Genomic DNA, 12,279 nt, shown 5'->3' with positions numbered 1-12,279 from the left:
GTTGAATTGCCGGGCGTAGTGGCGCAAAGCCACGCGCATGACGCTACACGCCGGACCGACTTCGCAGACCTTCATCTCGCAGCGCCTGCGGCTGCACTATCTCGACTGGGGCAATCGCGGGAAGCCGCCGCTGGTGCTCGTCCATGGCGGGCGCGACCACGCGCGCAGCTGGGACTGGGTCGCCGAGCAATTGCGCGAGGATTACCACGTGGTCGCGATGGACCACCGCGGCCACGGCGACAGCGACTGGGTTTCGGACGGTAACTACTCGTCGAACGACATGGTTTACGACCTCGCGCAGCTGGTCCACCAGCTCGGCGTCGGGCCGGTCACGATCGTCAGCCACTCGATGGGTGGCAACGTCTCGCTGCGCTATGCCGGCACCTTTCCCGAAATGGTGACCAAGATCGTCGCCATCGAAGGCCTCGGCCCCAGCCCCAAACGGCAGGAGGAAATGCGCGCCAAGCCCTACCCCGAGCGCCTCAACGAATGGATCGGCAAGAAGCGCGCCGCATCGGGCCGGTCCCCGCGCAAGTACGAAAGCATTGAGGCCGCCTTCGCGCGGATGATCGAGGAGAACTCCTACCTCACCGAAGAACAGGCGCGCCACCTCACCATTCACGGGGTCAACCGCAACGAGGATGGCACTTACAGCTGGAAGTTCGACCCGCACCTCAATGTCTGGCCGACCGAGGATATTGCGGACGAATTCCTCCACCAGACCTGGGCAGCGATCACCGCGCCAACGCTCTTGCTCTACGGCGCCGACAGCTGGGCCTCGAACCCCGAGGGCGACGGCAGGCTCGACCACTTCGCCAACGCCGAGGTCATCGAGTTCGAAAACGCCGGGCACTGGCTCCACCACGACCAGTTCGACCGGTTCATGAAAACGATCAGGGATTTCCTCTAGATGGCAGACTTCTTCGACGCGCTGGACGACAAGCATATCGCCATGATCGGCAAGCAGCCGGTCTTCTTTGTCGCCACCGCTGCCGAAGATGCTCGCATCAACCTCTCGCCCAAGGGCTACGACGCCTTCCGCGTGATCAGCCCGACGCGGGTTGCCTACCTCGACCTTGGCGGCTCGGGCAACGAGACCCACGCGCACCTTGCCGCCGACGGGCGCATCACCATCATGTTCTGCAATTTCGACCGTCCGGCGCTGATCCTGCGCCTCTACGGGCGCGGCAAGGCGGTGTTGCCGCAGGACGCTGGCTGGGATGAGCTCGCCGCGCACTTCGAGTTGCTGCCCGGCACGCGCCAGATCTTCGACATCGCGGTCGAGAGCGTGCAGACCAGCTGCGGCTGGGGCGTGCCCTTCATGGATTATCGTGAGGAGCGGCACACGCTGAAGAAAGCGCACGCCCAGTCCGATGGCGAGGAATGGGTTGCCAAGATGCAGACGCGCACGAAGAGCATCGACGGCCTGCCGACGCGCCCGACCGACCGCTATTTCGAGGGCGACCAGTCCTGACGTGCAGCTGACTTTCGCCAGCTACAACATCCACAAGGGCGTTGGCCTCGATCGCAAGCGCGATCCCGAACGCATCCTCGCCGTCCTCCACGAAATCGATGCCGACATCATCGCGTTGCAGGAAGCAGACCGGCGGATCGGCCAGCGCGCCAGCGTCATCCCGCGCGCGGAGATTGACGACACACCCTGGCGACTGGTCGAAGTGGCGCGGCGACCGCGCTCCATCGGCTGGCATGGCAATGCCCTTCTTGTCCGCCGCGACATGGAGGTCGCCGCCAGCGAGGCGCTCGACCTGCCTACCCTCGAGCCGCGCGGAGCGGCGTTTGGCGAGCTGGTGGTCGAGGGCCACCGGCTGCGCGTCATCGGCACGCATCTTGACCTCTCCGGCCTGCGTCGCCGCGACCAGATCCGCGCGCTGCTGGAGTTCGTCGAGGCGAGCGCGGGTGATGTGCCCACTGTCATCATGGGTGATTTCAACCAATGGGGCCGGCGTACAGGCGCCATGCGCGAATTTGCTGATGGCTGGCAGGTGATCACGCCCGGGCGCAGCTATCCCAGCCGGCAGCCCGTGGCGACGCTGGACCGGCTTGTGGCGAGCCGGCATTGGGAATGCCTCGGCGCAGAAGTGCACCACACGGGGCTCTCCGCGGTTGCATCGGACCACTTGCCCGTCTTCGCAACACTCCGTTTGCCCAAGAAATAGGCACGAGCTTAACGATTGGGCAACAAATGGCTCAATCACGGCGAAAAATGGGCTGAATCTTCCGCATTTTCGATTTGGCACGCAGTTTGCTGCATGTGCGAGCGCCGGTGCTTGGGCCGGCGGATCACACAGGGGGTGAAGGCGTGAAATTCATCATCGCAGTCATCAAGCCATTCAAGCTCGACGAAGTGCGTGAAGCGCTCGGCGGCATCGGAGTGGCCGGAATGACCGTTACCGAAGTCAAGGGGTTCGGCCGCCAGAAGGGCCAGACCGAAATCTACCGCGGCGCCGAATACTCGACCAACATGCTGCCCAAGGTGAAGCTCGAGATCGCTGCCAGCGATGACCTCGCTCCCCAGGTCGTGGAAACGATCCAGCAGACGGCCAGCACCGAAGCGATCGGTGACGGCAAGATCTTCGTATTCGACCTCGCCAGCGCCACGCGCATTCGCACCGGCGAGACCGGCGACACCGCACTCTAAGGGGACCAGCTAAGATGACCCGACTTCTTTTCCGCGCGGCGCCGCTTACGCTCGCAGCGCTCGTCATGGCCGAGCCGGCCCTCGCGCAGGAGGCAGCCGAACCGGCCGCCGACGCTGTTGGCGGTGGCACGGCCTACATCCTCAACACCCTGCTGTTCCTGATCGGCGGCTTCCTCGTGATGTGGATGGCCGCTGGCTTCGCCATGCTCGAGGCCGGCCTAGTCCGTTCCAAGAACACCTCGGTCCAGTGCATCAAGAACATCGGCCTCTATTCGATTGCCGGCCTGATGTTCTGGGTCGTGGGCTACTCGATCGCCTATCCTGGCTTCGGCGAAGATTCGCTCGGCCTCTTCGGCATCGCGGGCTTCCCTTACGCCATGCAGGGCGTGGGCGAGGCGGACCTCGGCACCGGCTACTCGGTTGCTTCGGACTGGTTCTTCCAGATGGTCTTCTGCGCCACCACGGCCTCGATCGTATCGGGCACCGTCGCAGAGCGCGTGAAGATCGTTCCGTTCTTCCTCTTCGTGGTCGTTCTGACCGCTGTCATCTACCCGGTCGTCGTGAGCTGGGAATGGGGCGGTGGCTACCTCGACAGCGTCCACGGCTTCAGCGACTTTGCTGGCTCGACCCTGGTCCACTCGACCGGCGGCTGGGCAGCCCTCGTCGGTGCACTGATCATCGGTCCGCGCCTCGGTCGCTACGGCGCTGACGGCAAGGTCAACGTGTTCCCCGGCGCCAACATTCCGCTGGCAACGCTCGGCACCTTCATCCTGTGGCTCGGCTGGTTCGGCTTCAACGGCGCTTCGCAGCTTGCGATGGGCACCGTGGGCGATGTTTCGGACGTGTCGAAGATCTTCGTCAACACCAACATGGCGGCTGCTGCCGGCGTGGTTGTCGCAATCGTCGCCACTCTGGTCCGCTACAAGAAGGCCGACGTCACCATGGCGCTGAACGGCGCGCTGGCTGGCCTCGTGGCCATTACCGCTGAACCGCTTGCCCCGACCGTGGGTCAGGCGATCGTCATCGGCGGTATCGGCGGCCTGCTTCCGGTCATCTTCGTCCCGCTGCTCGACAAGCTCAAGATCGACGACGTTGTCGGCGCCATCCCGGTCCACCTCGTCGCCGGTATCTGGGGCACCATGATCGTGCCGTGGACGGGCGATGCGACCTTCGGCGGCCAGGCTGTCGGCGTCCTGCTGACCGCTGTCTGGGCCTCCGCCGCATCGGCAGTCGTCTGGCTCGCTCTGAAGTACACCATCGGTGTCCGCCCGAGCGAAGAAGAAGAAATGAACGGCCTCGACATCGGCGAGACCGGCATCGAAGCCTACCCGGAGTTTGCCCGGACGGCTTGATCACCAGCTCGGCGGGGGCGCCGCTCTCTCTCCTCTCTCCTCAGGTGCCCCCGCCCAACCTTGTTCCTCCTGCGAACACCGACTTTTCTGGGCCGGAGATCCACTCTCCGGCCCCTTTTTTATGCGCAAGAAGAAAGGGGCCGGAACCATGGTTCCGACCCCTTACGCGTTTCGTGTTCCGAAGTTTTCAGGCGGCGAGATCGGCCTTCACGAAGTCGGCACAGCGTTCACCGATCATGATGCTCGGCGCGTTGGTGTTGCCCGAGACAAGCCGCGGCATGATGCTCGCATCGGCGACATAAAGCCCCTCGATCCCGCGCGCCTTGAGCCTCGGATCGACCACGGCTGCCTCGTCCGCGCCCATGCGGCAGGTGCCGACCGGGTGGTAGACGGTGTCGGCCCGGTTGCGGATCAGCTCGTCCAATTGCGCGTCGTCGTCGAGGTCGATGGGATAGCGGTCCTGCGGATCGTATTTCGCAAGGCTCGGCGAGGACGCGATGCGGTGCGACAGGCGCACCCCTTCGCGCAGCGTCGCGATGTCCCGCTCGTCGTCGAGGAAGTTGGGATCGATCCGCGGGGCCATGCGCGCGTCCGGACCGTTCAGCTTCACCGTCCCGCGGCTTTCGGGCCGCAAGACGCAGGCGTGGAGCGAGAAGCCATGGCCCTTCACCTTGGTGCGGCCGTGATCTTCGAGCATCGCAGGCACGAAATGCCACTGGATGTCAGGCGCCGGGGCGTCCGGCATGACGGTCCAGAAGCCGCCGGCTTCGGCATAGGGCGTGGTCATGATGCCGGTGCGCTTTCGTCGGTGTTCGACGATCGCCTTGGCCATGCGCATCGTGCCCTTCAGGCTGTCACCGATGAAATCCTTGCTCTCGGTCTCCCAGCTCGACACGTAGTCGATGTGGTCCTGCAGATCGTCGCCGACCGCCGGCTTGTCGAGCACGACGTCGATCCCGTGCTCCTTGATATGGGCGGCCGGGCCGATGCCGGACAGCATCAGGATCTGCGGCGAATTGAACGCGCCGGCGGACAGCACCACGGCGCCGCGCGCCTTCACGGTGCGTTCGGTGTTGCCGACCGTGTAGGTCACGCCGGTAACCCGGCCGTCTTCAACCACAAGCCGCTGGACGCTGACGCCGATGCGCACGTCGAGGTTCTTCGAGCCGCGCTTGGGCTCGACATAGGCGCGCGCGGCCGACCAGCGTTCGCCCTCTTTCTGGGTCACCTGGTAGAGGCCGAAGCCGTCCTGCTTCGCGCCGTTGAAATCGGCGTTGCGCGGCAATTGCAGCTGGGCGGCGGCTTCGACGAAAGCGAGGCTGCCGGGGTTCGGCCATTTCTGATCGCTGACCCAGAGCGGGCCCGCTGCTCCGTGGTAGTCGTCGCCCCCGCGCACATTGTGCTCGGCGCGCTTGAAGTAAGGCAGGACGTCTTCGTAGCTCCAGCCAGAGCAACCAAGCTCGGCCCACTGGTCGTAATCGAAGGAATTGCCGCGGATATAGACCATGGCGTTGATCGCCGACGAACCACCGAGCCCGCGCCCGCGCGGCTGGTAGCCGATGCGGCCGTTGAGGCCCTTCTGCGGCACGGTCTCGAACCGGTAGTTCGAAGAATCGCGCAGGAAGGGCATGAAGCCCGGGGTCTTTACCAGGATCGTGTCGTTGCGCGGGCCCGCCTCGAGCAGGCACACGCTCTTGCCGTCCTCCGCCAGCCGCCCGGAAACCGCGCTGCCGGCGCTGCCGCCACCGATCACGATGACATCGAATTCGTCCATGATTACTCCTCTCGATTCGAGAGGTTAGGCAGGCTCCGCCCCGCCCGCAATCCGGTTTTCGGATGAAACGGGTTTTTCGTCCGACTGCGGCGGGGCAGCGGCTTGCCTTGCGCGCCAGCCTTCGCGGATCTGGTCGGAGGTCTCGCGGCTGCCGTCATGCGTCCAGCCGGGTTCGCGCAGCAGGTAGGACAGTTTGTGCTTCCACGGCGCACGCCACATGTCCTGCGCGATGCCGATCCATTCGTGGAACACCGCCCACAAGAGATTGAAGCTGCCCAGCTGCTTGACGATGCCGTAGCGGATCTTCTCGTCCTCCACTTCGGGCTCGAACGTGCCGAACAGCTTGTCCCACACGATGAAAACGCCCGCGTAATTGCGGTCGAGATAGCGCGGGTTGGTTGCATGGTGGACGCGGTGATGGCTCGGCGTGTTCATCACCGCCTCGAACCAGCGCGGCATTTTGTCGATCGCCTCGGTGTGGATCCAGAACTGGTAGACAAGGTTGAACCCGCCCGCGAAGGCGATCATCGCCGGATGGAAGCCGAGCAGGACCAGCGGCAGGGCAAAAACGAATCCCAGGGTGAGGAAGCCGGTCCAGCTCTGCCTCAGCGCGGTGGACAGGTTGTAGTGCTGGCTCGAATGATGGTTCACATGGCTCGCCCAGAACCAGCGCACGCGGTGGCCGAAGCGGTGCACCCAGTAGTATTTGAGATCGTCGAGCACGAAGCACAGGGCAAAGGCCCACCAGCTCCAGCCGATGTCGAACAGGCGGAATTCCCAGACCCACAGGTAGAGCGCGAAGAACAGGCCGCCGAACAGCAGCCCTGAAACCGTGCTGCCCAGACCGAAGGCGAGGCTGGTGAGCGTATCGCGCGGCTCGTAGCTTTCCGGGCGATTGCGCCAGGCCCAGATCATTTCAATGAGGACGAGGGCGACGAAGCCGGGGACCGCCAGTTCGGTGGGTGAGAAATCGGGCATTGCGGTCAGCCTTGTAGCGCCTCGATCGTTTCGGCCCAAGCCGCCGCGTCATCGAGCAGCAAGCGCGCAGATCCGTAGCGCCGCTCTCCCGTGTCGATGACGAGCGTGTCGTCTTCGACCCGGGCCCGCGCCATGCCCGTCAGCACGCGCCCGGCGAAGTGCACGCCGTGGGGGCGCAGCAGCAGCACACGCCCGGCCGCGTCGCGCAGCACGGCACCGCGCCCTTTGCGGTCGAGACCGATGGCGATGGGTGCGAAACCCGACACCGCTTCATCGGCCGCGGCGCGGGCGGCGGCCTCGTCGCTCAGTCTTGGCTCGGGACCCAGCTTCAGCCACCGGGCGAGCCCCGCAAGCGCAAGGATTGCGATAAGCGAACCGAGGAACTGGATGAGGGCGGGCGGTAGATCCATTGCGCGAAGCGGATTGGCATGGGCCGCGCTTTGCGGCAAGCAGGCGGCAACAGGGAGATGTCGATGACGCTGAAAGCCATTCTCGCCGCCGGAGCCGTGATGCTCGCCGCGCCGGCCCTCGCGCAGGAAACCGATCCGATTGCGCAGGTCGAGGCCCAGGAAGAGCGCACCGAGCGCGTTGCCCAGCAGATCTGGCAATTTGCCGAGCTCGGCTATCTCGAGACCCGATCGAGCGGCCTGCTGATCGACGAGGTGCAGCGCGAAGGCTTTACCGTCCGCTCGGGCGTGGCCGATATTCCCACCGCCTTTGTCGCCGAATGGGGCGAGGGTGGGCCCGTCATTGGCCTGCTCGCCGAATTCGACGCCTTGCCGGGAATCAACCAGTCGTCTTCGCCTACTCGCGATCCGGTCGAGGGCAAGCATGCGGGCCACGCCTGCGGGCACAACCTCTTCGGCGCGGGTTCGCTGAGCGCGGCCATCGCGATCAAGAACTGGCTGGAAGCCACCGGTACGCCGGGCCGTGTGCGGCTTTATGGCACGCCTGCCGAAGAAGGCGGCTCGGGCAAGGTCTACATGGCCCGCGCCGGCCTGTTCGACGACGCCGACTTCGTGATCGACTGGCACCCTGCCGACCGCAACTCGGCCGCCTCGCGCAAGAGCCTCGCCAACCGGTCGGGCAAGTTCCGCTTCCGGGGCGTCTCGGCCCATGCAGCGGGCGCGCCCGAACGCGGTCGTAGCGCGCTCGACGGGGTCGAGGCGATGAACATGATGGTCAACATGATGCGCGAACACACGACGATGGACACGCGCATCCACTACGTCATCACTGAAGGCGGGGCGGCGCCCAACGTCGTCCCCGATTTCGCCGAGGTCTTCTACTACGTGCGCCATTCGGACGCCGATGAAGTGCGCGCGCTGTGGCCGCGTCTCGAAGCGGCAGCCAAGGGCGCGGCGATGGGCACGGGGACCGAGGTCGATTGGGAAATCATCCACGGCAACAATCCGACGCTCCCTCTCGAATCACTCCAGCGCATGATGACCGACAAGCTCAACGCGCTGGAGCCGATCGAATACTCGGCGGACGAGCTGGAGTGGGCCGCAACCATCCGCGAGAGCCTGGGCGAGGACGCGCCCGAGCTGTCACAGGCGCAGACGGTCGAGGAGTACGCCGTTCTGACCGGCTACGGTTCGACCGACGTAGGCGATGTCAGCCGCGCCGTGCCGACCGTGAGCGTGCGCACCGCGACCTGGGTCCCGGGCACGGCTGCGCACAGCTGGCAGGCAGTAGCCGCGAGCGGGCACAGCTATGGTGCGAAGGGTACCCAGCATGCAGCAAAGGCGATGATCCTGGCGGCGGTGGAGCTCTACACCAACCCGCAACTGCGCGAGCGGGCCAAGGCCGAGTTCATCGCCGCGCGCGGTGAGGGTTACGTCTACGAATCGCTGCTTGGCGATCGTAAGCCGCCGCTCGACTATCGCCGCTGATCAGCCCTTCGCGCGGGCGGCGAACATATCCATCGCCGGGCGTACAGGGCTGACGTCGTAGCCACCGGCAGCAGCCGCTTCGGCAATCGCGTCGGGCTCAGCGCCGCTGCGCGCCTGGGCGAGCGACCACAGCAGGGTCGAACGGGTGCCCGAACGGCAGAACCCCAGCGCGGGGCCTTGCGCGCTGGCCAGCGCTTCCTGCAAGGCTTCGACCTGCGGTTCGCTGAAGCCCGAGCCGCCGATCGGGATCGCGAGATAGTCCATCCCCGCAGCGCGTGTGGCGGCTTCGATATCGGCTCCCGGCGGCTGGTCGGGCGCTTCGCCATCGGGGCGGTTGTTGACGACCAGCTTGATGCCCATCGCCGCCGCTTCGGAGACTTCCTGCGGCGTGATCTGGGGGCTGGCGTAAAAATCGTCGGACAGTTTGCGGAACTGGCTCATCAGGACGCTCCTTGCCCAGCGGCAGCCTTGGCGGTGCGGCGCTTGCGCTGGATGATATTGAGGATCTCCACGCCGACCGAGAAGCCCATCGCGGCGTAAATATAGCCCTTGGGCACGTGGAAGCCGAAGCCGTCGGCGATCAGCACGAGGCCGATCATGACGAGGAAGGCGAGCGCGAGCATCACCAGCGTCGGGTTCTTCTCGATGAACTTTGCGAGCGGGTCGGCGGCAACCATCATGATGCCGACCGTGATTACCACGGCAGTGACCATGATGGGGATCTGGTCGGTCATGCCGACCGCAGTCAGGATCGAATCGACCGAGAAGACGATGTCGATCGCGACGATCTGGGCGATGACCGTGCCGAAGGTCGCCTTGGCGGCATCCGCCATGCTCGGCGTCTTGTCGAGCAGGTCGCCCGAATTGTCTTCCGGCTCCATCGAATGGTGGATTTCCTTGGTGGCCTTCCACAGCAGGAAAAGCCCGCCCACGAGCAGGATGAGGTCGCGCCCGGAGAAGGCGGTCTCGAAGCTCGCCTTATTGGTGCCTTCGACCGGCGGGCCGGTGATCCCGAGATCGAAGATCGGCGTCTGCAGCGTGACCAGCCAGCCGATCAGCATCAGCAGGCCGATGCGCATGACAAGCGCCAGCGCGAGACCGATTCGCCGGGCGCGCTGCTGCTGGTGCTCGGGCAGTTTGTTCGACAGGATCGCGATGAAGATGAGGTTGTCGACACCGAGGACGACCTCCAGCGCGATCAGCGTGAGCAAGGCCAGCCAGGCGGCCGGATCGGACAGAAGGGCCAAATATTCCATAGCGCTCCCTCTGCCCGTACGCTTCGCTGCGTTCAAGGCTTCATTGGCGCAACATCCTCTATGCGAAAATGTCACATTTCTGCGGTTTGCTAGGCCCTGAAGCTAAATCATTCGCGCATAGCCATCTTTCGCGCTATGACGGATGTGTGAGGGTGGGTTTCGTGTCCGCCCACGCCGGGGCGGACGGCAGTTCTTCGCTTCGGTCTGATTTGGTTACAGGGCTGCACGACAAGGTATTGTTCGAGTTATGGGTTACGACAGAGGACGCCGCCGCGGCCGGGACAAACGCGACGGTTTCGGGGAAGACAATTTCGACGGTGGTTTCGGCGGCCCCCCGGCCGACTTCGCTCCGCACGATGCGTTTCGTGGCGGTGGCGGCGGTGACCGCTTCGGCGGCGGTGGCGACCGGTTCGGTGGCGGCGATCGCGGTGGTGATCGTGGCGGCGGCTACGGTGGTGGCGGCAACCGCGGTGGCGGTTTCGGCGGCGGCAACCGTGGCGGCGGTGGCGGCGGTTTCAACCGCATGCCCGCACAGGTCGTTGGCACCGGCAAAGGTACCGTGAAGTTCTTCAACGGCCAGAAAGGCTTCGGCTTTATCCAGCAGGATGGCGGCGGTGAGGACGTGTTCGTCCACATCAGCGCGGTCGAACGCGCCGGGCTCGAAGGTCTTGGTGAAGGCCAGGAACTCGAATTCAACCTCGTCGACCGTGGCGGCAAGGTGTCGGCACAGGACCTGCAGATCGTTGGTGACGTGGTTCCCGTGCAGTCGCGCGGCGGCGATCGTGAAGCGGCTCCGCGCCGTGAACTGACCGGCGAAAAGGCGACCGGGACGGTGAAGTTCTTCAACTCGATGAAGGGCTTTGGCTTCCTTACCCGCGACGACGGCCAGCAGGACGCGTTCGTCCACATCAGCGCGGTCGAGCGCTCCGGCCTTGCCGGCATCAACGAGGGCGAACGGTACGAGTTCGACCTCGAAGTCGACCGACGCGGCAAATACTCGGCGGTCAACCTCGTTCCCGTACAGGACTGAGGAAAGGCGCTTCGCCCGATCCGGTTTGACCCGGCTCGCGAGACGCAATAGATCGCTGGCAAACACGCAGATGGCGGTTCCTCAGGGGCCGCCATTTGTCTTTCAAACGATTACGCACCCGCAAAGAGGTGCCCCAGGAGGACCCATGTCGATTTCGCCGCTGATGCCCGTCTATCCCCGCTGCGGTGTTCGCCCGGTCAAGGGTGAGCATTGCCACCTGATCGACGAGGACGGCACCCGCTACCTCGACTTCGCGAGCGGCATTGCCGTGAACCTTCTGGGCCACAGCCACGAAGGGCTGATCGGCGCGATCCAGAAGCAGGCCGAGACGCTGATGCATGTCTCCAACCTCTACGGCAGCCCGCAGGGCGAGGAGCTGGCCCAGCGCCTGGTCGACGTGACCTTCGCCGACACGGTGTTCTTCACCAATTCGGGTGCCGAGGCCGTCGAAGCCGCGATCAAGACGGCGCGCGCCTATCACCAGCACGAGGATGGCGATGCCAATCGCACCGAGCTGATCACCTTCACCAACGCCTTTCACGGCCGCACGATGGCCACCATCAGCGCTTCGAACCAGGAGAAGATGCACAAGGGTTTCCACCCGCTGCTCGCCGGGTTCCAGTACGCCGAGTTCGATAATCTCGAACACGCCAAGTCGCTGATGAGCGACAAGACCGCCGGCTTCCTTGTTGAGCCGATCCAGGGCGAGGGCGGCATCCGTCCGGGCAGCGAGGAATTCATTCGCGGCCTGCGCCAACTGGCTGACGAGAACGACCTCATGCTGGTGTTCGACGAAGTGCAGTGCGGTGTCGCGCGCACCGGCAAGATGTTCGCCTACGAGCATTACGGCATCGAGCCCGACATCATGGCCAGCGCCAAGGGCATTGGCGGCGGCTTCCCGCTCGGTGCCTGCCTTGCCACGGAAAAGGCTGCGCGCGGCATGGGCTTCGGCACGCACGGTTCCACCTATGGCGGTAACCCGCTCGGCATGGCCGCGGGCATGGCGGTGATGGAAGCGGTCGCGAATGACGAATTCCTCGCCGAGGTCACCGAGAAGGGCGAGCGCCTGCGTGCGCGCCTCGAACAGTTCATCGGCAACTATCCCGAGCTCTTCGAGCTGGTCCGCGGCAAGGGCCTGATGCTCGGCCTCAAGATGAAGGTCGAGAGCCGGCCATTCTTCGTCCACCTGCGCGACAATCACCAGCTGCTGACGGTGGCCGCAGGCGACCAGACGCTGCGCGTCCTGCCGCCGCTGGTGGCGGGCGATGCCGAGTTCGACGAGTTCTTCGACAAGCTTTCGGCCGGCGCCGCAAGCTTCGATCCCACAAGCTAAGC

13 protein-coding genes are annotated in these 12,279 nt (G+C 65.0%); 8 read left to right on the top strand and 5 right to left on the bottom strand.

Annotated features, from left to right (window positions below; all coding sequences use genetic code 11):
• Nucleotides 1-37: 37 nt before the first annotated feature.
• From KUV82_RS00150 to KUV82_RS00130, 5 genes are all read left to right on the top strand, one after another.
• Nucleotides 38-910, top strand: coding sequence for an alpha/beta fold hydrolase (locus KUV82_RS00150; RefSeq protein WP_219954904.1), 873 nt, complete (start codon nucleotides 38-40; stop codon nucleotides 908-910).
• The gene (locus tag KUV82_RS00145) at nucleotides 911-1,474 is read left to right on the top strand and encodes a pyridoxamine 5'-phosphate oxidase family protein (protein WP_219954903.1); all 564 of its coding nucleotides are present in this window, start codon (nucleotides 911-913) and stop codon (nucleotides 1,472-1,474) included.
• A gap of 1 nt (nucleotide 1,475) precedes the next feature.
• A complete protein-coding gene (locus KUV82_RS00140; protein WP_219954902.1) occupies nucleotides 1,476-2,177 on the top strand; it encodes an endonuclease/exonuclease/phosphatase family protein in 702 nt (233 codons plus the stop codon).
• A gap of 143 nt (nucleotides 2,178-2,320) precedes the next feature.
• Nucleotides 2,321-2,659 carry a P-II family nitrogen regulator gene (locus KUV82_RS00135; protein ID WP_219954901.1) on the top strand — a complete coding sequence of 113 codons (339 nt, stop codon included), beginning with the start codon at nucleotides 2,321-2,323 and terminating at the stop codon, nucleotides 2,657-2,659.
• Nucleotides 2,660-2,673: 14 nt separating this feature from the next.
• A complete protein-coding gene (locus KUV82_RS00130; RefSeq protein WP_219954900.1) occupies nucleotides 2,674-4,011 on the top strand; it encodes an ammonium transporter in 1,338 nt (445 codons plus the stop codon).
• 187 nt (nucleotides 4,012-4,198) lie between these two features.
• Here the strand turns inward: KUV82_RS00130 and KUV82_RS00125 are convergent, their stop codons facing one another.
• The 3 genes from KUV82_RS00125 to KUV82_RS00115 are packed head-to-tail and all read right to left on the bottom strand — an operon-like array spanning nucleotide 4,199 to nucleotide 7,173.
• Nucleotides 4,199-5,785, bottom strand: a complete 1,587-nt coding sequence (locus KUV82_RS00125; protein WP_219954899.1) for a GMC family oxidoreductase — start codon at nucleotides 5,783-5,785, stop codon at nucleotides 4,199-4,201.
• 24 nt (nucleotides 5,786-5,809) lie between these two features.
• Nucleotides 5,810-6,763, bottom strand: a complete 954-nt coding sequence (locus KUV82_RS00120) for a sterol desaturase family protein (RefSeq protein WP_219954898.1) — start codon at nucleotides 6,761-6,763, stop codon at nucleotides 5,810-5,812.
• Between the two features lie 5 nt (nucleotides 6,764-6,768).
• Nucleotides 6,769-7,173: a hypothetical protein gene (locus KUV82_RS00115; RefSeq protein ID WP_219954897.1), complete on the bottom strand. Its 405-nt coding sequence runs from the start codon at nucleotides 7,171-7,173 to the stop codon at nucleotides 6,769-6,771.
• Between the two features lie 57 nt (nucleotides 7,174-7,230).
• Between KUV82_RS00115 and KUV82_RS00110 the strand changes: the two genes are divergently transcribed.
• Nucleotides 7,231-8,658, top strand: coding sequence for an amidohydrolase (locus KUV82_RS00110; protein WP_219954896.1), 1,428 nt, complete (start codon nucleotides 7,231-7,233; stop codon nucleotides 8,656-8,658).
• Here KUV82_RS00110 and KUV82_RS00105 read toward each other — a convergent pair whose 3' ends face one another.
• Both KUV82_RS00105 and KUV82_RS00100 read right to left on the bottom strand, forming a co-directional pair.
• Entirely contained in the window at nucleotides 8,659-9,099 is a 441-nt protein-coding gene (locus KUV82_RS00105; protein WP_219954895.1) for a TIGR01244 family sulfur transferase, read from the bottom strand.
• A complete protein-coding gene (locus tag KUV82_RS00100) occupies nucleotides 9,099-9,914 on the bottom strand; it encodes a TerC family protein (RefSeq protein WP_219954894.1) in 816 nt (271 codons plus the stop codon). Before KUV82_RS00100 ends, KUV82_RS00105 begins: the two co-directional genes overlap by 1 nt.
• A 247-nt stretch (nucleotides 9,915-10,161) precedes the next feature.
• Between KUV82_RS00100 and KUV82_RS14250 the strand changes: the two genes are divergently transcribed.
• Both KUV82_RS14250 and KUV82_RS00090 read left to right on the top strand, forming a co-directional pair.
• Nucleotides 10,162-10,944 (top strand): cold-shock protein, encoded by a 783-nt coding sequence (locus tag KUV82_RS14250; protein ID WP_219954893.1) that lies wholly within the window; start codon nucleotides 10,162-10,164, stop codon nucleotides 10,942-10,944.
• A 145-nt stretch (nucleotides 10,945-11,089) separates the two neighbouring features.
• A complete protein-coding gene (locus KUV82_RS00090) occupies nucleotides 11,090-12,277 on the top strand; it encodes an aspartate aminotransferase family protein (protein WP_219954892.1) in 1,188 nt (395 codons plus the stop codon).
• Nucleotides 12,278-12,279 lie beyond the last annotated feature (2 nt).

This window comes from Qipengyuania flava, assembly GCF_019448255.1.
GTDB classification, from domain to species: Bacteria; Pseudomonadota; Alphaproteobacteria; order Sphingomonadales; family Sphingomonadaceae; genus Qipengyuania; species Qipengyuania flava_A.
Note: the sequence above shows the minus strand (reverse complement) of the source record. Positions and strands in the feature narration are given on the sequence as shown.